We start from the raw sequence: 23,208 nt of genomic DNA on the forward strand, positions 1-23,208 counted from the left end.
ATGTCCTCCCTTATCCCATTTCTATCTCATAAGTCCGGGCAGGAATGTCACAATGCCCGGCACAAATATCATAAGTGCAATAGCCGCAAGGATCACCAATATGTATGGCATCAATGGCTTAACGCTCTTTTCCAACGGCAGGCCCGCCACTCCGCAGGCGATGAACAGGAAGGTTCCCACCGGCGGCGTGATGGCGCCGATCTGCATCACAATGACCATGATAACGCCGTAATGGATGGGATCAAACCCAAATGCACCCCCAACCGATACCACGATTCCCGCAAACATGGCAATGAGTATGGTGGGATCCAGAAAACATCCCAGGATCATGAACACAATGATCAGGAACAGGGTGGCCAGATAGGGATTGCCCAGCGTGTTCACCGCAAAGTTCAGCACTTCCTGCTGAAGCTGCATGCGCACCAGCACATTGGCAAGGACGCCTGCGGCTGAAATGGTCATGAATACCACGGCGGTGGTCACAGCGGAATCTACAATGATCTTTGGAAGGTCCCCTACCTTCAGCTTCCTGGATACAAAGAATCCGTAGATCAGGCCGTAGGCAATTGCCAGGACTCCCGACTCAGTGGGGGTTACGATACCGAACACAATACCCAGCAGGATAATGAGGGGCATGATCAGGGCACCCAGGGACTTCCAAAAGGTCTTTATGAAATGGATCATGGAAAAGCGGGTAATAGGAATGTCATATCCCCGTTTCCTGTAGGATACATAGTTGACACCGCACTGCATGATACCAATGAGGATTCCGGGCACCAGCCCTCCCAGGAACAGCTTTGCAACCGGTGTCTCAGTGTAAAAGGAATACAGGATCATGGCAATGCTGGGCGGAATGATGGGGCTGAGCATGGATGATCCCGCTGTAACAGCAACCGCATAATCCTTGTCATATCCCTGTTTTTCCATGGCAGGAATCAGCATTCCCCCGATGGCCGAGGCATCCGCGGCGCCGGAGCCCTGGATACCGCCAAAAAGCATGGAGGTCAGGATATTTACATATCCCAATCCGCCCTTAAACTGCCCCACGGCCGCATTGGCAAAGTCCACCAGCTTATCCGTGATCTGGGCCTTCATCATGATATTTCCCGCCAGTACGAAAAAGGGAATGGCCATCAGGGAAAAGGAGTTGATGCTTCCAAACATGCGGATGATCACCAGCGAAAAGGGGATGTCCATGGCTACGATAAAAATAATGGCCGTGATAAGGGTGGACATAAAAATGGGAAAGCCCAGAAATATAAAAAATAAAAGCACTAAAAACACAAGCGTGGCCTGGATCATTTTCCCACCTCCTCTTCGGCGCCGTCCTTCCATCCAAACAGCTGCACTGCATACTCCAGTATCAGGTAAAATCCTCCCACGGGAACAGCCGCATAGAACCAGGCAATGGTTATGTCAGGAAGATTTTGCAGCATGTTTGTGGTATTTTTCATCACATGCATGGCCCCGGCATAGGTCACCGCAGCAAGGGCAGCGATCACCACCGCGGTGGCGCACTTCTTGGCGATCTTCATCTGGGACTCCGAGAGAAAACGGTCCAGGAAAAACTGTACGCTTAAGTGGGATTCCTGCTTTACTCCCACGCTGGCCGCCAGAAATGCCACCCAGATGGCCATAAGCCGTATGATTTCATCCCCCCAGGCAAAGGGCTTTAAGTCCGCGGAAGTAAAATACCGCAAAACGATCTGCACAAAGCTGAGGATCACAATGTATCCCAGCATACCGATAATTGCAACGGACCGGATCTTATCCAATATCCAGTATATTTTCTTAAACATGTCCTGCCTCCCATACATTGAGCACTGTTTTTAAAAATTGCCGCCCGGTATCACTGGCCAGAGCCAGCCGGGCGGCAATCCATTAAAGTCCACTCCTTACTTCTGCGCTTCCAGGATCATATCAATAAAGGAATTCCAGTTGTCTCCCTTTGCCCTGTATTCTTCCAGCATTGGTGCGCACGCTTCCTTCCACTTGTCGATGTCCTGGATCTCAGTGATCACAACGCCCTCTGCCTTCATCTCTTCCAGCGCCTTATCATTGTCCTCATCATCAATACGCGCCTGATAGGCAACCGTCTCATCCACCGACTCCATGATGATCTGCTGCAGATCCTGGGGAAGGCTATCATACCAGTCCTTATTAAAGAAATACATGATACAGGCCATACAGTGGTTGGTCACGGCCAGGTTTTTGGCGTTGTCCTGGAATTTCATAGAGTTGATCATGGACGGAGACGCCTCCATCCCATCCATTACCTTTGTCTGAAGAGCTGTATAAACTTCGTTCCAGTCCATGGTGGTGCCGGACGCTCCCAGGCAGTCGAACATGGAAATGTAAATGTTGTTGGGACCTCTCATTTTAAGCCCCTTCATATCCTCCAGCTTGGTAACAGGGGCAACGGTAAGCATGTCCCTTGCGCCCATGGACTGTCCGCCGCAGGCTACAAATCCATGCTGCTCCAGGCGTTTGGACACCTCCGGCTCCATGGCCTTGATAACTTCGCGGTATTCCTCATTGTCCTTGAACAGGAATGGGAACTCAAACATCTGAAGCTCAGGCACCCACACTCCTGGTCCGGTTCCCGGCGCTGCCGCCACCATCTCCAGAGCGCCTGCCTGGCACATTTCCACCTGCTCGGACTGGCTTCCCAGCTCATTCCCAAAGTTAGCCGTGGTCTTGATCCTTCCCCCGGATTTCTCCTCCACTGTCTTGCAGAAAAACTCCAGGGCACGCCCTATGGTTCCTGACTGGGCCTGGTTGGATGAGGTGCGCAGCTCATAGACCTTGCCGTCATCCGCCTTTGCCTCTGTTTCCTTGGATTCTTCCTTTGGCGCCTCCGACTGACCGGCCGCCTGGGTCTGTGCCGCCTGGGTCTGCGCCGCAGATGTCTGGGTCTGTGCCGGCTTGGATGCGCATCCAGCCATCATGGCTGCTGTAACGGCCACTGAAAGTGACAGTAATACTGCTTTTCTCATAATGTCCTCCTTTGTTTATGTTGCATTCAATTGTTTGACATAATTATAACAACCCAATGGAACGAATCCCATAGTTATTAATGCGGAAAACATTGTGATTCGTGCTTTGATTTTTAGCCAAGTTCTATAGTATTTAGTTGTATTTGTTGAGATTAAGTGATAAATTATATAATAAACAGGGGGTTCTTATGAGATGAAATTTGAAAAGCATCCATTTTTAGCACACTTATATGAATTAGATTGCGATTATCGGGTCATGCTCTACTCCGATACCAGCAACAAGAATATCTACAGTCATTCCCATAACTTTTTTGAAATGTTCCTGCTGATCTCCGGCAGAATCGTATACAATACGGCGGGAACTTCCTTCTATCTGAAGCCCGGTGATTTTCTGTTTATCAACAGGCATCAGGAGCATTTTCCGGAAATGCTGGATTTCTCCATTCCCTACGAAAGGATGGCGCTCCAGGTGTCCCCCCAGGTACTGAAGGAACTGTCCATGGACGGGGTGGATCTGTCGGAATGTTTTACAACAGACACCTTCCGGGTCTACCATTATCCCCATCCCATCCGTTCCCGGCTCAGCAGCCTTCTGGACCAGCTGGCCTTCCTGTACAACAGCGAGGATATTTACGGTAAACGGATCCTGGGCCGCAGCTGCCTTGCCGAATTCTTTGTGGAAGTCAACAAACACAACAACGACCCTCACATCTTCTCATTCAGCCGGGACAACAAGGAGATGGGCCTTATGGCCCTGGTGGACCAATATTTTAAGGACCACATGGACCAGCAGATCACCGTGGCCCAGCTGTCTGAATATTTTTATATGAACCGGTACTACTTCATGCATCGGTTCAAGGAGATTTCCGGAATGACCATTTACCAATATATCCTGCGCCTTCGTTTAAATGAAGCCGAGGCCATGGTCCGCGGCGGAGCCTCTTTTATCTTTGCCAGCCAGCAGTGCGGGTTCGGGGATTATTCCAATTATTACAGGTGCTTTAAAAAGGAATACGGGGTATCCCCGCGGGAGTATTTTAAAAGCGAGCCGGGATAAGGACAGGGAAGGGATCACATGGGGGCAGCAAAGGAAATCTGCTGTGCATGAACGCTGCAAACCCGCTCCTTTAAAACACCGGTCCGGGGATCCCGCGCAAACACAGCCAAATCCCCGCTCCGCTCATTCGCAGCCAGCAAAAAGCGCTGCGACCGTGACAGGCAGATGTTTCTCGGCCAGTGTCCGCCGCTGTCATACGTTTTAACGTGCCTCAGGTCTCCGGTTTCTCTATCCCGGGCGAACAGCGTGACCGTATCCGGCCCACGGTCAGATACATAAACACAGCGCCCATCATCACTGATCTTAATATCCGCCCCGGCTGCTGCTTCCTGTGAAAAAAGCTCATGCCCAACAGGCAATACCTGCCGCTGCTGTGCATTCCGTTCTTCGTCCATGGAAAATGTAAAAACATGGTTGTTTAGTTCCGTGACAACATAAAGATTTTTTCCGTCCTTTGAAACGGCCATGTGACGGGGCCCCTCACCCCAAGGAAATATGATCTGCCGCTTTTTTTCCAGAAGCTTTATGCCTCCCTGCTCATGGACTCCGTAACAGAAGATCCGGTCAAGCCCCAGGTCCGCGACATATAAAAAACAATTGTCAGGGCTTAAAAGCGTGGAGTGGACATGGGAGACCCTTCCCTCAAACCCGGGTTCAAAATAATCTTCCCCGGGAAATTCTTCCCTGTCCAGATATAATTTTCCATGTTCCTCCCGGCAGAGCAAAAAGCTTCCGCTGTTATAGCCGGATACGGTGAAATACGGCGTACCCGGCCAGGGGGTAATATGGCAAAGCGATGCGCCCGGAACATGGAGATGATCCACAGGCAGCAAGCGCTTTTCATGTTCCAGCCAGCGGTACAGAGTGATCTGGCTGTCGCGGCTGACTTCGCTCACCCCAAGGATCATGCCGTCCCGGATTGCAAGAAAAGAAGGATTGATGTCCCGTCCGCCTTCAAAAAGCGGGGTCAGTTCCCCGCTTTTTTCATCCAACTCATAGATCCGTATCCCTCCAGGCTGCCCCGGAGCAGTGTAGGAACCGGTTATGATCAGTTCCTTTTCATCAGCTCCATAACCGGTCATGCGCAAATGTGGAATCCCATTCATCCGTTGCCTCCCATAATCCAGGAATACGGTCATTGTCAATGTGTTCTTTAATCACTTCGTCATTCAGCCCTTCAATCCCCAGTCCCGGAAGATCCGGCACTTTAATATAACCATTGTTTACAATAGGTTTATAGGGATACTCAACCAGGTCCTGCCACCAAGGAATGTCATTGGAGTGGAACTCCAGCGCCAGAACATTCTCCGTAGCAGCCGTGCTGTGGACTGCAGCCAGGCAGGCAATAGGCGTCTCCGCCATGTGGACGATCATTCCTACCCCGTATTCCTGGGCCAGGTCTCCAATCTTCTTGTTTTCCAAAATGCCTCCTGAAGTGAGGATATCCGGATGGATCAAAGACACTCCGCCGGCTTCCAGAAGCGGTTTAAAGTTCTCCTTTAAGTAAATATCTTCGCCAGTGGCGACCGGCACATTGACCGACCTTCTTAAGATCGCATATTGATCCGTATAATGCCAGGGAAGCGCATCCTCCATCCAGGCAATGTTATATTTTTCCAGCATTCTTCCCAGCTTAATGCACTCAGTCAGTCCGATATGCCCCACGTGGTCAACCGCCAGCGGTATCTCATAACCGATCTCGCTTCTCGCTTCCGCCACATAATTCTCAAGCCACTCCATTCCTTTTTGTGTGATCTGGATCCCGGTCCTGCAATGCTCCACACAGGTGATCTCCCTGCGCTTCTGGGCTGCAACGCGCGTATCCATGGTTCCGTGCATATGCTCGTGCTGTTCTCCTGCCGCTGCAAGCTGCTCCACAAACCCCAGCGGCGCGTTCAGGGCTCCCGGGACATCATAGAGAAGGTCAATGCCCAAATCCATCTTAAGCATTGTAAAACCTTTTTCCATCCTTGATTTTAATGCCTTCCCCATCTTTTTTCCGTCCGGTTTTCCAGCCACATCCGTGTCGCAGTAAAGGCGGATCTCATCGCGGAATCTGCCGCCTAAAAGCTGGTATACCGGGACCCCGTATGCCTTGCCTGCCAGGTCCCACAATGCCACCTCGATCCCGGACACGCCTCCGCCCTGGCGCGACTGCCCGCCAAACTGCTTGATCTTACGGAAAATCCTGTCTACATTACATGGGTTCTCTCCGATCAGGCGGCTTTTCAGCATCAGAGCATAACGTTTGTCGGCAAAATCCCGCACTTCTCCATATCCCACCAGTCCCTGATTGGTGTATACCTTCACCATAATACACTGCATAGGAGCTTTCCAGATATCCGCAAAACGGATATCCGTAATCTTTAAATCAGATGGCCGCGATCCTGTCTTCACATGGTCTAATGCCTCTCGCTCGTCCAACATAGTTTATTAACCTCCCAATTCTTTTTAATCTCTCACATTGATCTCTCACAACAACATGGCGGCATCATCCAGACGCAATGCAGCGCCATTGATGCAGTCTGCCCCCTCCGAAGCCAGGAACATGACAGCAGGAGCCACCTGCTCCGGCTGGATGATACGTCCCCACGGCCGTTCCGGCCGGTAGGGAAACAGGGGTTTTAGGCCCGCCTGTTCACCAGTGATCACTGATTGCGGGTTCCCGCTTTTAACTCCGATCTCCACTGCTCCAAGTTCAAGGGAATTGACTGTAATTCCCGTCCCTCCGCACTCCAGCGCCAATTCCCGGGTCAGCATTTTGATCGCCCCCTTTGTCATGGAATAACAGAAGTCAAAGGTTGTTGGCCGCTTTGCGTGTACGGAAGAAATATGAATGATCCTTCCCCAGCCCTTTTGCCGCATAGGCGAAAGCACCCTCTGGCTCATCCGCAGGTATCCGCCCAGGTTGACCTGGAAAATCGTGCGGATCTTAGCCGCGTCATAACCTGAAAAGTCAAGATTATACTGCAATGCAGCATTATTCACCAGAATATCAATTTCCCCCAATGCCCGGACCGTCTCCTGGTACAGGCGCTCGGCTTCCTCCGGGATGGACAGATCGGCCCGTATCAGGGTACAGTCCTGACCGAAGGCCCTGACTTCCTCAAATACCTGATACGCGTTTTTCTCACTTGACCGGTAGTGGACCGCAACCTTTGCCCCCTGCCGCGCCGCCTCCACTGCGATGGCGCTGCCCAGTCCTTTTCCCGATCCGGTCACCAGTATTGTCTTCCCTTTCAGGCTCTTAACCTCCACATCCTTCATCGCTCATCCTTTCATAAGCCCGTGCATTGGCCAGTTTGTCTAAATATTCCAGGACCAATCCGCTGTCCGCCCGGATTGCTTCCCCATTGACGGCAGCAGCATCCTCGGCCAGGAAACATACAATTTGAGAAATATCCCGAGAGACAGGGATATGTCCGTTGGGGATTTTGAAGGAATATCCGTCATAAAAATGAGAAATTTCATTTTGGTACAGCCGGTCTTCTCCTCCCATGGCCCCCACTTCAATGAGGTTGCAGCGGTTTCCTCCGGTCCCAAAGCTGACCGCCCCTTCCCGGACCATGTTTTTTAACGCTCCCATGTACATGCTGTTCAAAGGCGCTGCAGCACTTGGTTTGTCAGAATGGACCGACCCCAGAAAGATCAGGCTGCCGTTTTTCATCAAAGAGCCAAACACCTTTGCAGTTGTAACAACTGATGTAATATCCTCCTCCACCAAGCGGCCAAACTCCTCATGGGAGATTTGGCTCACCGGTCTGCACAGGATCTCGGGCAGGTTATTATAGAAAAGCACCCGAACTGATGTAAGGCTTTGAAACAGGCGCAGCACCTCTGCCTCATCCGCAAAGTCAACCTCCTCCGTTTGACAGAAACAGCTCCTTTCCCCAAACCGGTCCTTTGACTGAAACCGGTCCTCCAACTGAAACCGGTCCTCCGGTCTAACATTCTTTCCCTTGGGGACGCAGAGCATTAACCGATACCCATTTTCAGCCAGCAGCATTGCGGCATCCCTTCCAATTTCAGTTGTAACATCTGTAATAACCGCCGTCTTCAGACGCTGATCATCCATTATGTCCTTTCCTCTCATAGGGTCAGTGCAGTTTATAGTCAACAAGCCCATTTGACTGCTTGGGTCTTTCCGGGTTTTTCGCAATCCCCAGTTCCTCTGTCCAATCCAGTCCATAGCCGCGATATTTTTCAGCCTCCTCAGACTTCCCGTACCACCCCAGGAAATCCTCCATCATCTCCATGGTCCATGCATTATCGATCTGGGCGGATGTATACACTCCCTGCTTTAACCGCTCAAAACCAAAGATATCCTTTACATGGGACTTTTCCGCCGTTGCCGCCACATGCTCCGCCAAATGGGCCGGGATAAATGTGATCCCGCTGATGGTTCCGTGCACCACATCCCCCGGAAGGCACACCGCACGGCCGATCCGTGCCGGCGTGTTCATCCCGCTCATCATGACATCGCCAATGGGCGTGGGATCAACCCCGCGGTAATACACCTGGAAATCATCCATCTCCACAATCTGCTCCAGATCACGGATCCCTCCCCAGATCACAGCGCCGCCTGTTTCCGTCCGGGTTTTGATTGCCGTGGAAAGGTTCCCTCCCACATAAGTTCCAAATAAGATCTGGTCGCACATATCAACCACGATCACATCCCGCTTTACCAGGGTTTCAATCACCCATTGATTAAAGAATCCCCGTTTTCCCTCTACATTGCGCCCCTCGTCAAGCAGATTGTTGTGGACATCAATCCTTGTGGGGACCATAACCGTTGTCACCGCGCGCCCGATCAGACGGCCCTTTTCTTTGTCCTGATTGCTTCTTTGCAGATCGCCCTCAAACTGATGCATGTAACCCTTATTGATCAAGGCCATGACAGCCTCCTCGGTTGTCACTTCCTTCAGGCGGTCTAAAAGCTGGTCGCTGACCTTTGGACGGCCGTCCTCAAAGCGCTCCCCCTGCCAATCCTTTGTGAGAAACTCAATATCCTCTTTCCTGTTAAATCTCATACCTATTACCCTCACTTTTTTTATTATGCGTTCCGGAGGATAATCCCTCCGTCTACCAACAAAGAAGTCCCCGTTATGTATGAAGCGTCATCTGAGGCCAGAAAACAGACTGCTTTTCCGATTTCGTCCGGCTGTCCCATTCTGGGGATCGGGATCCCTTTTCCAGCCGCTGTCTGTTCTTCTTCCGTCTTTATTCCCGTTAATTCCGATACCACCGCGCCGGGCGCCACTGCGTTTACCCGGATCCGGTAAGGGGCCAGCTCCCAGGCGATCCCTTTTACCAACCCCTCCAGAGCACATTTGATGGCTGAATAGAACGACTGCCCGGGAAGAGGGGCATAGGCGTTGCATGAGGTGATCATAATAATCGTCCCGCCCCTCTTTTGGTCAGTCATAAGTCTGGCGGCCTGCTGGGTGCAGTAAACCGCCCCCAGCAGATTTGTCCGGCAAATGGATTCGATCTCATCTGATGTATTCTCCAGGAAATCCTTTACCGTGGTAATTCCTGCATTATTTACAAAAATATCAATACCCGTTTCCTTGACAAAGGTATTAAAAAACCTGAAAATCTCATCCTTGTCAGTGACATCCAGAGGGCATCCCCTTGCATCCCCTCCCATTTCCCGTATCATCCGGATCGTTTCCTGGATCCGCTGGTGTCTGCGTCCTGTCACCAGAACATATGCCCCCTGTCTGGCCAACTCCAGGGCGATCCCCCGTCCGATCCCGGACGTGGAACCTGTCACCAGAGCAACCTTCCCCGACAAATTTTGTCCGTCCATTCCTTCTCCTTTTATTTTGCCTCTGCGGCAGCTTCCGCTCCCAGGGAATACAGATACTCCGCCGCGTCTTCCACAGACATATCTCCGATCATAACCGCCTCTCCCGTGGACTTAAACTCCGTATTCCATGTGGAAAATGCAGGCGGAACATCACTCCAGTAAGGGGTGGGATTTACCTCATCCGCTGTGATGATCTTATACAGCATCATGTTCAGCTTCTCATAAGTATCCAGATCCGGCTCAATGGATCCATATACCTCATCCGAAAGCGGAAGTCCCCGGGTGGTTTTAAGGATCTTCCCTGCCTCCACATCGGAGAGGAACCATTTGATAAAGTCCGCCGCTTCCTGGATGTGCTCAGACTGGGCGCTTACCGAGAAGAAGATCGTGGACTGTACCCATCCGGAACCGCCCTCGCCCTGAGGCAGGCATACGCCTCCCAGTTCATCATCCGGCAGCATTTTCCCAATGGTCATAACAGATCCCACGGAGATGCTGCGGGTCAGCACTTTCCCATTCAGGAAATAATCGTTCATGGGATCATACTCCACAAAGGAAAGGATCACCTCAGGAGGAGGGCATACCCCTTCTTCTACCAGATCCAGATAGAGCTGCATGTACTCCTTATAGGTCTCTTTATTAAAATTGAACTCATTTCCTGCCAGTGTCTTTTCTCCCCCGTGGGATTGCACATATTCCTGGTAATACTGGTACCAGTTACACATATCCCATAAAGGATACACTCCGTCCGGGCATTTTTTCTTTGCCTCACGGCCCCAGGCGATCATCTCCTCCCAGGTCCATCCGTTTTTCGGCTCTTCAATGCCCAGCTGCGCCAATCTGGTTTTGCTAAAGACAACGCCCTGTCCGTTGCGGCTCAGGGGGATTCCATAGAGTTTTCCATCGATCAGATAATTCTGTTTTTCATCCTCGCCCACAAACTCTGCCAGATCAATATAGGGCGACAGATCCGCCAGCGTTCCATTGTCAACATACTGCTCTATGTAGGCTGCATCCATCTGGAGAACATCAGGAACCTCCTTTGAGGCAGCTAACACCGGCAGCTTCTGCCAGTATCCATCCCATCCCGTAAATTCCACATCAAAGGTAACGCCTGTATCCTGAGAGTAAAGATCCAGTACCTTTTGAGTGGCTTCATGCCTGCTGTCCGAGCCCCACCAGAAAATAGAAAGGTTGGAAGCGCCGCCTGACGGCTGCCCCTCTGTTTTTGCGCCTGGAGAACTTTGTGCCCCCGGATCCTGCTTAGGACTATCAACCGGCTTTGAACAGCCTGACAGTGCCAGCATTGCAGCAAACAGAACCACCGCGACCTTTTGACCAATTTGTTTTTTCCTCATAATATTCCTCCTTTTTTTGATAGCGTACTCCGGAAATTTCCTGGTACTCAGATTTCTGTGCGGCCGGCAAAAAACCAGCTGCAAAGACGGGCGCCGGGGAGACTCCGAGAGTGCATGATAATATATTTGTTTTAACCCTTAATGCCTGAAGCTGCCACACCCTCTATGAAATCCTTCTGTCTTGTAAAGAACAGGATCAGGGAGGGGATGATCGAAAGCAGCGACATGGCAAATAATTCTCCCCATTTGATCTCCCACTGATCAACCAGCATCCGAAGGCCAAGTCCTACTGTAAATTTGGCCGGTGTGCTTAAATAGAGCATCTGTGAGTAGAAATCGTCCCAGCTCCAGATAAAAGCATAGATCGCCACGGTTGTCAGCGGTGCCTTTAGCAGGGGTAAAATGATCTGGGAATAGATACAAAATGTTGATGCCCCGTCACATTTGGCCGACTCATCCAGCTCCCTGGGAATCCCCCTGATAAATTGGATCAGCAGGAAGATAAAGAAGGCGCCTCCGCCCAGGCAATAGGGAAGGATCAGCGGCACATAAGTGTTGACAAGGTGCAGTTTGTTATACATGATATACTGTGAGACAACGGTCACCTGGGAGGGCAGCATCAAGGTCATCATGACAACGGAAAACCAAAAGTTTTTAAACTTAAATTCCATCCGGCCAAAGGCAAAGGCCACCAGGCTTCCGGAGGTCACTGCCCCCACCACATTGATCGACACAATGAACATGGTATTAAGGAACAATCTGCCAAAGGTCAGGCTGTTTGTCATCTGCCATCCCTTTATGTAATTGCTCAGTGTCCAGTTTACCGGCAGGAAATTACGGGACCCAAGCTCATTTAAAGGCTTAAAGGTTGCAAAAAACCACCATAAGATTGGAAATACCATGATCGCTGAGAGGAGGATCAGATCGATATGACTGACCCAATGGTTTTTATGCTTTTTCTGTTTTAAATCATTTTTCTCCACTGCAAATATCCTCCTCTCTAATTTTCATAAAACACCCAGAACTTTTGACCGATAAACATAACTGCCGTGAAACAGCCAACGATCCCAAGAAGTATCCATGCCATTCCGGCCGCATAACCCATCTGATAGGATGTAAACGCCTTTTCGTAAAGCATCAGCGCATATAGATATGTAGCATTGGCCGGGCCTCCCTTTGTGATCAGGAAAGCGGAGTTAAATTGCTGGAAAGCTCCGATCAATCCATATATCAGATTGAAGAAAATGACCGGCGAGATCATTGGCAGCGTGATCTTAAAAAACTTGTGTACTGTTCCGGCTCCATCCATGCCGGCCGCCTCATACAAACTGTTGGGTATGGCCTTCAGACCTGCCAGGAAAATGATCATGCTGGATCCAAACTGCCACACGTTCAATAAGACAATGGTTGTCAGCGCATACTTTGGACTGGTGAGCCATTTTACAGCTTCTATCCCAAAAATCCCCAGGATCGTGTTGATATATCCGTCTATGCCGAAAATATTCCTCCAGAGGACCGCTACCGCTACCGAGCCGCCTAACAGGGACGGCAGATAGATAAAGGTCCTGTACAGGTTCATCCCCCTTACGGCCTTATTCAGACGGGTTGCTACAAATAACGCAAAGACCAGTTTGAGAGGCACTGCCATGAGCACAAAACGAAACGTGGTAAACAGCGCTTTTGAAAACCCTCTGTCTCTTGTAAACATTTTGATATAATTTTTCAGGCCCACCCATTCCGGAGCCGTAAACATCGAGTAATCTGTAAAAGATAAATAAAAGCTATAGACCATCGGCCAGGCGGTTAGGATCAGGAATCCCAGCAGCCAGGGAAGCATATATAAGTAACCTTCCCAATCTTTCTTCCATCGTTTCCTGCGTGCTTCTTTGCTGATAACCTCTTTGCAGTTTCCATTTTTCACTTGATCCCCACCCTTTATTTTTAATTCATTTCCTTTTCAATCGCTTCCATCAGACCCATCATATATCCGGTGGCAAACAAGTTCCCGTTGGTCCCGTATCCCTGCTCCCCCACCGTGTCCAAATACATTGTGGGCACATGATCCGGACGGATCACCCCGTCAAATCCAATGTCGTAATAAGTTTTCATTGCCGTATACATGTCTGTTTTGCCAGTGTGGTGGAATTCCTCCCGAAAATGTCCGGGGCCGCCGGTCAAGTCTCTGAAATGTGCAAAAAATATCTTGTTCTGGGTTCCAAAATGCCGGATCGAATCAATGACATCTTCTCCCATGGCGGCAAAGGAACCCTGGCAAAGGGTAATTCCGTTGTATTCACTGGGCGCCAGATCAATTGCTCTCTGCATGGCGTTGACGCTGGTCAGGATCCGCTCAATGCCGCCAATATTGTCAACAGGCGGATCGTCCGGATGAAGCGCTAACTGGACACGGTATTTTTCAGCCCAGGGAACTACCTTCTTGAGAAAGTACTCCAAATTACTCCATAAACGATCCTGAGAAACGCGGCCTAGCTCTGTAATAGGACAGACCGGGATCAGATCATTGTCAAAGCCGGTAACCGTAGCTCCTCCATCCAGCTTGATATTTGTATCAGTGCGAAACCACCCCCACACAGGCATCCAGTTATAACAAACCGTTTTTATCCCAAGTTCAGACATATTCTTTAACAAGAGAATGAAGTGTTCAATGGCTTCATCACGCCCCTCTGATCCCAGCTTAACCTCATCCAGAAATCCAACACCTTCTACAACAGAAAATTCCAGCCCAAAACTCTCCATGGAAAGCTTTGTTTTTAAGAGCGGCATATAATCCCATTCATGGATGTAACGGGAAAAGCCGCCCGCCCATCCGGCACTGGTCACAGCGCAGCGCACCCCCAGCTGCTGAGCATGATGTTGTAAGATTTCATGTTTCGGATTAAAAAATGCATATCCAAGTTTCATTCCCCGCACCTCCATTTCAACGCCCCTTAAACGGATGCATTATTTTTGCACTATTGCATATTTACATTATCTATTATGCATTATCTATTATTTTTTGTCAATATCAATATGTCATTTTTTACATTTTTTATTTTTTGCGTGATTGTATTGTTTTTTTGCACTATTGTTTTTGATTTTATATTATATTATTGGATGATATGTTAAATTACATTTTTCGTAACAATTGTGCAATATTGCATATTTTGTGAAATGCACTATTGCAAAATATGGTTGTACATTGTTTCAATTTATGATATGCTTAGAAAATAAGAGAAATTCAAATCCAGGAGGTTTGTTAGAAAACTTTATGAAAGAGAGACGTGTTACCATTACAAGCATAGCCACAGAACTGGGATTATCGAGAAATACAGTTTCAATGGCGCTTAGAAATGATCCAAGAGTCGCTGAAGAAACCCGGCAGAGAATCACTAATTATGTGCGCTCTTCAGGATATACAAAATTCACAGACAAAACCAGCCGCGAAGAAGCACCTGACCGTCCTCTGCGCATCCTTGCCTTACGGCGCCCGGACAGTTCCCCTTATTGGGATCGGATCTTAAATGGTCTTTCCGAAGAAGCCTCTCTTTACAATTGCAACATCAGTATTGCTGTCGTCACCCAAAAGAATATAGATGAACTGCAGCTGCCCTATTCTCCTAATGACGAGATTGACGCCTGCTTCTTTCTTCATAAATTTGGAACTGCTTATACACAGAAGGTGCTGAAAAAAAAGATGTACAGTATTTTTCTTGACCGTGAAGTATATACGGCATTAGAGCCAACCATGGGGGATGTGATCAAAAGCGAGAGCAGACGGGCTACCATGGAATTAACTCTAAGCCTGATCCGCCAGGGAATGACAAGGATCGCCTACTTAAACCCCTTTCATGTGGACGGCGAAAGCTTTTGTGACCGCTTTGACGGATACCGCGATGCGATGACGATCTCTAACCTGCCCCTGGAACCCCAGCTGATCACCACGCCGTCGCCGTTCCCATTGATGTCTTCAGCGGTACGCAGCGCATTTGAGCAGCTGATGATCGATCCTCCCCAGGCGGTTGTCTGCGTAAACGACATCAGCGCCATGTGTCTGTCGGAAATGATCATAAAAGAAGGCCTTCGGATCCCCCAGGATATCGCGATCACAGGCTTTGACAATGATGAGGCAAACTCGTTCCAGCCGTTTTTCACAACCGTTGACTGCCATGCGCATCTATTGGGAAAACGTATGATCCACCAGCTTTTGTGGCGCATCAAGCATCCTGATGCCCCTTATGAAACGATCACCGTTCAGGGAGAGATCATCTACCGTGCTTCCTCCCAGCGGAACGTACAATCAAACATTTTCTGAAAAGCAATATGTGGAAGAAAAATGTGAAGAAAAAAAGCCCCAGGGTATCAAATGATTCCCTTGGGGCTTTCTCTGTCGTATGTCAGGAGTTCACCGGGGTGAGGACAGCCTTTTCCGGCCGCATAAACTTTAGTTCCCGGTACTCCACTCCGGTGGGACTCAGGGCTGACCTGAAGTTTTCAGGATCCTCCGTATTTTCCCCAAACATTCCATAATGGCATGGGATGGCTGTCTTTACGCCGATCTCCTGCGCCAGCCTGGCGGCGGACCTGTAATCCATGTTTCCCAGTTTCCCATTGATGCAGACGATCATGGCGTCCGGCGCATATGATTTGATTTCTGTGAGTTTTTCCGTATACTCCGTGTCCCCGGTGATGTACAGACCGCCTGTGTCATTTCCCTTGTCCTGAAACAAAAGCCCGATGCTGTCCCGGGTATGGCATGCATAAGCTGCCCTCAGGGTGATCCTGCCGCCGACCACGGTCTGCTGGTATCGCTCCAGCCGGGTGTTGTTATGGATACCGCATTCCTCCAGCTTCCCGATGCAGGAGCCGGGTCCCATAAAGGTGATGGGCCTGTGGGCCAGGCGGCATATGGATACCTGGTCAAAATGATCCAGATGGTCATGGGTGAACAGGATATAGTCCACATCCAATTCTTCCGGCTTAACAGGGACCGGCACCATCCGTTTCATTCCTTCTATCTCCTCAACCGTGTTGGACAGATAGGGATCAATGCACACTCTGCAGCACCCAAAATCCAGGATATATCCGGCCTGCCCCAGCCAGGTGATCTCAAATTCCATTTCTTCGCCTCCCTTTCCTACCAGTTGTGGACCGCCCCTTCCCTGTCTCTCAGGGTGGGAAGAAACTTAGGCTTGTAAGTGTATTCCCTGGCAGCGTCCTCATCCACCTCCACCCCCAGTCCCGGTGTATCCCTAATGGTGATGAATCCATTTTCATACCGGACATTGGTATGGAAGACCTGGTCCAGCTCTTCATTGTGGTCCACCCACTCCTGTATGCCGAAATTGGGTATTGCGAAATCCACATGAGCCAGGGCTGCATGGGCCAGAGGTGAGATATCACTGGGTCCGTGGAAGGCGATCTTAACTCCATGGTTCTCCGCCACTGCCGCTGTCTTCATGGACGGGGTGATCCCTCCGTAGTGGCTGATATCCAGCCTGAGGTAATCAATGAGATTCCTTTCAATGGGAATCAGGCAGTCCTTCATACTGTTATAAAGCTCTCCCATGGCAATGGGAGTCACACTGTGCCCGCGGATAAGCTCCAGTCCCTGGACATTGACCGGCTCCACAGGGTCCTCTAAGAAGAACAGGCCGAACCGCTCCAGCTGTTTGGCGGCAGCCGCCGCCTGGATCGGCGTAAAACGCTCATGGCTGTCATGGATCAGACCAATACTGCCGCCAAATGTGTCCCTGAGATAGGATGTGACCCGGATCAGGTCATGACCGTATTCCTCCGTGTCCCATACCTCCGGCTTTCCAATGTTTCCCTCTGTGACTTCGATCCGTCTCCCCAGGCTGATATCCTGATGGGGTTGGTTAAAATAAATCCCCTCCTGACGGCTGTCTTTGGTGTCAAAGCTATACCTGAAGCAGGTGCATCCGTCCTCCATCCGCTGCCGGATCCTGTCAGCCAGATCTTCCTTTGTGTGTCCATGGACATGGAAATAGGCCCTCAGCCTGTCCCGGCACCTCCCCCCCAGAAGCTGATACAAGGGCGCGCCATACCGCTTACCCTTGATATCCCACAGCGCCATGTCGATACCCGCCAAGGCGGTCATCAGTACAGGGCCGCCTCTCCAATACGTTCCCCGGTACACCAGCTCCCATATGTCTGTGATACGCTCCGCATCCATACCCACCAGATATTTGGACAGATGGCTGTCAAGGGCTTCCTTAACCGACAGCTCCCTGCCGTTAAGGGTTGCATCCCCATATCCTGTCACACCGTCTTCGGTTGTGATCTTCACGATCAGATAGTTCCTTCCCGGACATGTTAGGATCGTCTCCATACTTTTAATCAACATTCCTATCCTCCTTTGGTCCCTGGTGTACTCTCAGAGTCTCCTGGCACTCAGATTTGCGAGATGATTTTTTGTAGAGTACGCCCTGTCATCCCAGGGACTGGAACCATTGGTTCATGGGCCCCTGTTTTCCGTGAAGCGCCACCAATGTCTCCATATCAAGAGCGCCCGGTTCCGGCAGCAGAGAGGTCAGCCCTCCGTCCACCACAATATCGCTTCCCGTCACAAACCGCGCCTCCTCCGATGCCAGATAGACCGCGGTATATCCAATATCCCTTGGCTCCCCTATCATATGCAGGGGCTGGTTGCACTCCATACCCAAAAGATGTACATCCCTGAATTTCTCCACATATTCATCATAAATCTCCTGACCGTATCTGGATAATACCCAGTGGCCCACCTTTACCTGGATCGCCCCTGGTGAGATACAGTTGACGCGGATATTATAAGGGGCCAGTTCAACGGCCAGGGCTTTGGTCATCATCTTAACCGCACCTTTGGCCGCACAGTATGCGGTCTCATTGGCCAGCCCCAGATGGCCTCTGACAGAGGATATGTTAATGATACTGCCCCTGTTTCCCTCTTTCATATACGGAACCGCGAACCTGGCCCCATACCAGTAGCCTCTTACATTGGTCTCCATAATGGCCTCATACCGCTTTTCCGCCTCCTCATCCTCGTCATCCACAGCATATCCAAACATGGGATATCCCGCATTATTGACCAGTATGTCAATGGCTCCATAGGCATCGCAGGCGGTCTTCACCATGTTTTTCATACTCTCCCTGCTGCGTACATCCGTGCTGACGCAGATACTTTCTCCCCCCTGCCTGCTGATGGACTGCCGCAGCTGCTCCATCTCCTCCATACTTCTGGCAGCCAACACCACCCTGGCCCCCTCCGCTGCAAACATGGACGCGATTTCCGCACCGATCCCCCTGCTTGCGCCTGTAACAATTGCCACCTTATCCTTCAGTCTCATACTGCCTCCTGTGTTCTTTTTACTGCGTTTATAAACATGTCTTTTATGCCGGAGATATCCACCAGGTCAGTGGCCATATCAGAGGGCTCGGTTACGATCAGCACCGGATTGGCTTTCTCTCCCGGACAGGTGAACTCACCGTGAAGCACGCCGGGATTGATGGCAAAACAGCTGAACCCGGGATGATCATATACCATCTCCACGATCATAAAGTCCGATTCCTTAAGCTCCCTCCGGTCCCGCTTTTTAACAAAATCAGCCAGCCCGTCAAAGGCAAATGCGATATATAAGGGTTTTGTATCCCTGCCGGACAAAAGAAACACCTCTTCATGGGCCGGATGATGGTGAAACATGGAAGGCCATAAAAGGTTCATCCCCACATTGATCAATTTATTCCCCCCATGATCATTGCATTCCAAAACAACCTCCACCTGTGCCCTGTCATCAGCCATGGCATACAGGTCATTCCCGCTCCTCACAGAGGAGATAAGCCCCTTACCTTCCAGATAGTTCCATACCTTTTCATTCATTTTACATATTTGTATCATTTTTACCCCTCTGCCCCGGTCGCAGCCATCATGATCGCGTTTTCACTTACATTGGTCCTGTTAAGCTCAGCCGTGATCGTACCTTTGGTCATCACCAGAAAGCGGTCGCACATCTCGATCAGCTCCGTAAGTTCAGATGATATCATGATGATTCCGATCCCCTTTGCCGCCAGCCCGGATATGGTTTTGTATATTTCCACCTTTGCCCCCACATCGATCCCCCTAGTGGGCTCATCTAATATAAGGATTCTTGGATTTGTGCTCAGGCATTTTGCCAGAACCACCTTTTGCTGGTTCCCTCCGCTTAAGTTCAGCACCTTGGTATCAATGGATCCTGCCTTGATATTCAGGCTTCCCTTCATCTCCTGGGCATGCTTTTTTTCCTTGGATCTGTTGATCAGGCCCTTCCTGGAGATATTCTTCAGGCTGGCGATGGATATGTTTTCCTTAATGGATGCCATGGCTATAATTCCATCCTTTTTCCTGTCCTCTGTCACCAGGCCAATCCCATACTGCATGGCGGTGCGGGGAGAATCGATCCTTACCTCTTTTCCGTCCATGTATACAGTCTTGCTGTATTTTCCTTTATAGGACCCGAAAATGGCGTTGACCAGTTCACTTCTCCCAGCGCCCACAAGCCCTGAAAGGCCTAGTATCTCCCCCTCCCGCACAGAAAAGCTGACTCCGTTCACAATGTTCTTCTGCCTGTTATAGGGATGCTGGACCACCACATTTTCCACCCTCATGATCTCCTTCCCGATTTTCACGGTTTCCTTGGGATACATATTTTCAATCTTGCGGCCGATCATCTTTTCCACAACCGCCCTGTAATCAAACTCTGAGCGGTCAAATCCCCCTTGTGTCTCCCCGTCCTTTAATACGGTGATCTTGTCCGCCACATCAAACACCTCATTGAGACGGTGGGATATGTAAATACAGGAAATATTGTCCTTCTTCAGCTCCAGGAGGATCTTTAGAAGGTTATCAGTCTCTTTCAGCGTCAGGGTGGATGTGGGTTCGTCCAAAACCAGCACCTTGGGCTTTTTCCTGATCGCTTTGGCGATCAGGACCAGCTGCTGCTCACTTGCGCTTAAATTGCGCATAGTCTCCCTCACCGGAACATCCAGGCCCACTTTTGCAAGGGCTGCCTCCGCCTCCCTGTAGATCCGTTTCCAGTCCACGGTGCCATTCTGTTTTTTGTAATAGCTTCCTATAAATATGTTCTCCCCGATGTTCATATCCAGCATGCAGCTGATCTCCTGATATATCATCTCAACACCGCATCCGGAGGAATCAGACGGGCTGTTAAACTTTTTTTCTTCTCCGTCAATAAAGATCTGCCCGCTGTAGGAGGTACAGGGATATGCCCCGCTTAACACCTTCATAAGCGTGGACTTACCTGCGCCGTTTTCACCAACCAAGGCATGTATCTCACCGGCCCTTACCCGGATATTGACATTGCTTAGCGCCTTTACTCCCGGAAATTCTTTTGTGATATTTTTCATCTCTAAAACATAATCATTCATGGACCAGTCTCCTACGCTCCGTATTGCCGCACATGATCTGCGGCAATACGGATGAATCAATTTTCCGAATCTATTTCCTGTCTCTGTCAAGTTTGACTTTTTATCCTTACTTCTGTATAATTGGATTTGGTATAGGCCCATTCATTCCGCACTGTTTCCCCAAACATGACGATGGATCAACGGTCTATACCTTTTTAATTTCATCTTTCTGTCTCCACTCCATCCTGTCTCCTATCTTGCAGCGTCCACTTCCGGATAATCAGAATCGTGTTCGTATGTATCCACATTTTCAGCTGTTACAATGGTCACGCCGGAGTCCACAGATGAGGGAACTTCCTCTCCCAGTATGGCCTTATAGCAAAGCTCCGCTCCCAGATAACCCATCTCAAAGAAGTCCTGGGCAGCCACTGCATACACCTGTCCTTTGCGCACCGCATCCAGGTTCATATCCGTATCATCCATACACACTGCAACCACCTGATCCGTAACCCCCAGTTCCTCAAGAGCCTTGCCAACCCCCGGAGTGCCTCCGCTCTCTCCGCTGAAAATTGCATTGATGTCCGGATTTGCTTTGATCATAGTGGTGACTTTATCCAATGACTGAACAGGGTCCGCATTATCCGCCTGTTTGTCAACGATCTCATACTCGATCCCATTTTCCTTCATGTAGGCTTCTGCGCCCTCAAGCTGGGAAATCTGGTTGGCTGCGTCAATGTTGCTCATGAGAACGCCCATGACCACCTTCTTGTCCTTGCCCAGCTTTTCCACAATTGCCTCCATCTGGGAACGCCCGCAGGCATATGGATCCATACCCACAAATGCAGTTCTCTGGTCCTCACTGTCCGCATCCACACATACGGTAGTGACCACAATGCCGCTGTCCTGCGCCTTCCCAAGTACATTGGTAAATGCAGTGGGTGAGAATGGGCAGCATACGATTCCGTCAGGTGCCGCCGCAATGGTGTTCTCAATGGCTTCCACGGTCTTCTCAACCGAGTGGTCATCCGCCCCCGTCCACACGGCCTCAAATCCCAGATCCTTTCCGGCAGCCTCAAAGCCCTCCTTTGCGATCAGCCATACAGGGTCGTTTACCTTTGGGCAGTCGAACATGATCTTGATCTTCCGGTCCGGAGCCGCTGCCGCCGCTTCAGTCTTTGCCTCGGCGCCTCCTGCTGCAGATCCTGCCGCCGTTGCTAAGGACCCCGCCGCCGTTGTTCCTGCTCCTGCCCCGCTGTCAGCCTTTGAAGCTCCACATCCTGCCAGTGACGCTGATACCATTGCCGCGCATAATAAGTAACTTACACTCTTCTTAAACATCTTTACCCTCCCATTTTCATTGTTTGTAACTGTTCAGGACGGCTCATCTTCTTGACCGGAAAAGCCGGTCAAGAAGCATCGGATGTCCATCCGATGTGAAAATGGATGCAAAAACGGACTTATAAGCAAGCTTAACGCCCGCTTTTGCACCCATTTTCCCGCCGTCCTGAACTGTTACGTTTATTTTTTATTCCCATAACAAAAAGCGTTTCCTTTAAAGGCTTTCCCTGCTCCTCCTTTCCCCTGATTTCTCTGCGGTCTTTCCATGACTTTATATCACTTTACATCCAGACCTGCCCGCCTTTTGCTAATAAGATCAATGGCTACCGACAATACGATAATTGCTCCGATGGCTATGTTCTGCCAGTACACGGATACATTCATAATGATCATTCCATTGGATATGACCGACATCAGCGCTGCCCCCAGTACGGTACCCAGCACGGTTCCGGAACCTCCCAGCATACTTGTCCCTCCAATGATGGCGGACGCGATCACAGTCATCTCCCACCCCTGCCCCAGGGAAGTCTGGCCTGATTCGATACGTGAAGTCATGATAACCCCTGCTGCCGCTGCCGCCAGACTGCTGAGCAGATAAATCATGATCTTGATCCTGGTCACATTAATCCCCGACAGCCTTGCGGTCTCCTCATTTCCCCCGATCGCATACACGGACCTGCCAAAGGTGGTGTTTTTTAATATGAAGTCCAGAACAAATGCAACAATGATGACAAAAAACACAGATCCCGGCACGCCAAACACGGTCCCGTTTCCAATCACGGAAAACTGTTCCGGCAGCGGATACACAGGCACACCCTTTGTCAGGCCGTTACAGATTCCCCTTGCTATGTACATGGTGCCCAGGGTAACAATAAATGCAGGCATCCTTACCAGAACGATAAGGGTTCCGTTAAACAGCCCCACCAGAGATGCGACCACCATGGACGCAACCACTGCAACAGGAATCGGAAGCCCCATTTTGAGAAACATGGCAACCGCGATCCCGCTGACGCCTATAACAGAACCCACGGACAGGTCCATACCGCCCACGATGATCACCATTGTCATGAATATGGCAATGATCACCACATAGGATGTCTGCCTGGCCAGGTTGATAAGGTTACTGGCCGAGTAAAATGCCGGATTTGCAATGCTTATGACTGCGCACAGCAGCACCAGCGCCCCCAATACCCCAATTTCATTAAACCGTTTTCCTTTGCTCTTTTTTCCCTCTGATCTCATTACACCCTC

Annotated in this window: 22 protein-coding genes; 2 read left to right on the forward strand and 20 right to left on the reverse strand. The window is 50.1% G+C overall.

Features of this window, described 5'->3' with window-relative positions; genetic code table 11:
- Window positions 1-21: 21 nt before the first annotated feature.
- The 3 genes from HMPREF9469_RS24840 to HMPREF9469_RS24850 form a co-directional block, all read right to left on the reverse strand.
- On the reverse strand, window positions 22-1,302 hold the full coding sequence (locus tag HMPREF9469_RS24840) for a TRAP transporter large permease (protein WP_007868615.1): 1,281 nt from the start codon (window positions 1,300-1,302) through the stop codon (window positions 22-24).
- Complete coding sequence (locus HMPREF9469_RS30815; protein ID WP_007868617.1) at window positions 1,299-1,799, reverse strand: TRAP transporter small permease; 501 nt, start codon at window positions 1,797-1,799, stop codon at window positions 1,299-1,301. The genes HMPREF9469_RS24840 and HMPREF9469_RS30815 overlap by 4 nt, the downstream gene beginning before the upstream one ends.
- Before the next feature lie 96 nt (window positions 1,800-1,895).
- Window positions 1,896-2,996, reverse strand: coding sequence for a TRAP transporter substrate-binding protein (locus HMPREF9469_RS24850; RefSeq protein ID WP_007868620.1), 1,101 nt, complete (start codon window positions 2,994-2,996; stop codon window positions 1,896-1,898).
- 193 nt (window positions 2,997-3,189) lie between these two features.
- Between HMPREF9469_RS24850 and HMPREF9469_RS24855 the strand changes: the two genes are divergently transcribed.
- Window positions 3,190-4,053, forward strand: coding sequence for an AraC family transcriptional regulator (locus tag HMPREF9469_RS24855; RefSeq protein WP_007868623.1), 864 nt, complete (start codon window positions 3,190-3,192; stop codon window positions 4,051-4,053).
- Between the two features lie 14 nt (window positions 4,054-4,067).
- On the opposite strand, the gene HMPREF9469_RS24860 is transcribed toward HMPREF9469_RS24855, so the two are convergent.
- The 10 genes from HMPREF9469_RS24860 to HMPREF9469_RS24905 all read right to left on the reverse strand — a co-directional run bounded on the left by HMPREF9469_RS24860 (window position 4,068) and on the right by HMPREF9469_RS24905 (window position 14,145).
- On the reverse strand, window positions 4,068-5,159 hold the full coding sequence (locus tag HMPREF9469_RS24860; protein ID WP_007868625.1) for a lactonase family protein: 1,092 nt from the start codon (window positions 5,157-5,159) through the stop codon (window positions 4,068-4,070).
- Complete coding sequence (locus HMPREF9469_RS24865; RefSeq protein WP_007868627.1) at window positions 5,116-6,480, reverse strand: mandelate racemase/muconate lactonizing enzyme family protein; 1,365 nt, start codon at window positions 6,478-6,480, stop codon at window positions 5,116-5,118. The genes HMPREF9469_RS24860 and HMPREF9469_RS24865 overlap by 44 nt, the downstream gene beginning before the upstream one ends.
- Window positions 6,481-6,525: 45 nt before the next feature.
- The gene (locus HMPREF9469_RS24870; RefSeq protein ID WP_007868629.1) at window positions 6,526-7,320 is read right to left on the reverse strand and encodes an SDR family NAD(P)-dependent oxidoreductase; all 795 of its coding nucleotides are present in this window, start codon (window positions 7,318-7,320) and stop codon (window positions 6,526-6,528) included.
- Window positions 7,301-8,128 carry an SDR family oxidoreductase gene (locus HMPREF9469_RS24875; protein ID WP_007868631.1) on the reverse strand — a complete coding sequence of 276 codons (828 nt, stop codon included), beginning with the start codon at window positions 8,126-8,128 and terminating at the stop codon, window positions 7,301-7,303. Before HMPREF9469_RS24875 ends, HMPREF9469_RS24870 begins: the two co-directional genes overlap by 20 nt.
- Window positions 8,129-8,150: 22 nt before the next feature.
- Window positions 8,151-9,083 carry an RraA family protein gene (locus tag HMPREF9469_RS24880; protein ID WP_007868640.1) on the reverse strand — a complete coding sequence of 311 codons (933 nt, stop codon included), beginning with the start codon at window positions 9,081-9,083 and terminating at the stop codon, window positions 8,151-8,153.
- Window positions 9,084-9,106: 23 nt separating this feature from the next.
- Window positions 9,107-9,865: an SDR family NAD(P)-dependent oxidoreductase gene (locus tag HMPREF9469_RS24885; protein WP_007868641.1), complete on the reverse strand. Its 759-nt coding sequence runs from the start codon at window positions 9,863-9,865 to the stop codon at window positions 9,107-9,109.
- 11 nt (window positions 9,866-9,876) lie between these two features.
- Window positions 9,877-11,223, reverse strand: coding sequence for an ABC transporter substrate-binding protein (locus tag HMPREF9469_RS24890; RefSeq protein WP_007868643.1), 1,347 nt, complete (start codon window positions 11,221-11,223; stop codon window positions 9,877-9,879).
- A gap of 131 nt (window positions 11,224-11,354) precedes the next feature.
- The gene (locus tag HMPREF9469_RS24895; protein ID WP_007868645.1) at window positions 11,355-12,206 is read right to left on the reverse strand and encodes a carbohydrate ABC transporter permease; all 852 of its coding nucleotides are present in this window, start codon (window positions 12,204-12,206) and stop codon (window positions 11,355-11,357) included.
- Between the two features lie 17 nt (window positions 12,207-12,223).
- Window positions 12,224-13,144, reverse strand: a complete 921-nt coding sequence (locus HMPREF9469_RS24900; protein WP_007868648.1) for a carbohydrate ABC transporter permease — start codon at window positions 13,142-13,144, stop codon at window positions 12,224-12,226.
- Between the two features lie 20 nt (window positions 13,145-13,164).
- A complete protein-coding gene (locus tag HMPREF9469_RS24905; RefSeq protein ID WP_007868651.1) occupies window positions 13,165-14,145 on the reverse strand; it encodes a mannonate dehydratase in 981 nt (326 codons plus the stop codon).
- A gap of 346 nt (window positions 14,146-14,491) precedes the next feature.
- Here HMPREF9469_RS24905 and HMPREF9469_RS24910 point away from each other — a divergent pair, with 346 nt between their 5' ends.
- Complete coding sequence (locus HMPREF9469_RS24910; RefSeq protein WP_040417293.1) at window positions 14,492-15,535, forward strand: LacI family DNA-binding transcriptional regulator; 1,044 nt, start codon at window positions 14,492-14,494, stop codon at window positions 15,533-15,535.
- Between the two features lie 82 nt (window positions 15,536-15,617).
- Here the strand turns inward: HMPREF9469_RS24910 and HMPREF9469_RS24915 are convergent, their stop codons facing one another.
- The 7 genes from HMPREF9469_RS24915 to HMPREF9469_RS24945 all read right to left on the reverse strand — a co-directional run bounded on the left by HMPREF9469_RS24915 (window position 15,618) and on the right by HMPREF9469_RS24945 (window position 23,199).
- Window positions 15,618-16,340, reverse strand: a complete 723-nt coding sequence (locus HMPREF9469_RS24915) for an MBL fold metallo-hydrolase (RefSeq protein WP_007868657.1) — start codon at window positions 16,338-16,340, stop codon at window positions 15,618-15,620.
- 17 nt (window positions 16,341-16,357) lie between these two features.
- Window positions 16,358-17,587, reverse strand: a complete 1,230-nt coding sequence (locus tag HMPREF9469_RS24920) for a D-galactonate dehydratase family protein (protein ID WP_007868661.1) — start codon at window positions 17,585-17,587, stop codon at window positions 16,358-16,360.
- Window positions 17,588-17,672: 85 nt separating this feature from the next.
- Complete coding sequence (locus HMPREF9469_RS24925; RefSeq protein WP_007868664.1) at window positions 17,673-18,566, reverse strand: SDR family NAD(P)-dependent oxidoreductase; 894 nt, start codon at window positions 18,564-18,566, stop codon at window positions 17,673-17,675.
- Window positions 18,563-19,114 carry a hypothetical protein gene (locus HMPREF9469_RS24930; protein ID WP_007868668.1) on the reverse strand — a complete coding sequence of 184 codons (552 nt, stop codon included), beginning with the start codon at window positions 19,112-19,114 and terminating at the stop codon, window positions 18,563-18,565. The genes HMPREF9469_RS24925 and HMPREF9469_RS24930 overlap by 4 nt, the downstream gene beginning before the upstream one ends.
- 2 nt (window positions 19,115-19,116) lie before the next feature.
- A complete protein-coding gene (locus tag HMPREF9469_RS24935; RefSeq protein WP_007868671.1) occupies window positions 19,117-20,640 on the reverse strand; it encodes a sugar ABC transporter ATP-binding protein in 1,524 nt (507 codons plus the stop codon).
- A gap of 231 nt (window positions 20,641-20,871) precedes the next feature.
- The gene (locus tag HMPREF9469_RS24940) at window positions 20,872-21,957 is read right to left on the reverse strand and encodes a sugar ABC transporter substrate-binding protein (protein ID WP_007868680.1); all 1,086 of its coding nucleotides are present in this window, start codon (window positions 21,955-21,957) and stop codon (window positions 20,872-20,874) included.
- A 276-nt stretch (window positions 21,958-22,233) separates the two neighbouring features.
- The gene (locus tag HMPREF9469_RS24945; RefSeq protein ID WP_007868681.1) at window positions 22,234-23,199 is read right to left on the reverse strand and encodes an ABC transporter permease; all 966 of its coding nucleotides are present in this window, start codon (window positions 23,197-23,199) and stop codon (window positions 22,234-22,236) included.
- Between the last annotated feature and the right edge of the window lie 9 nt (window positions 23,200-23,208).

It is taken from the genome of [Clostridium] citroniae WAL-17108 (assembly GCF_000233455.1).
GTDB classification, from domain to species: Bacteria; Bacillota; Clostridia; order Lachnospirales; family Lachnospiraceae; genus Enterocloster; species Enterocloster citroniae.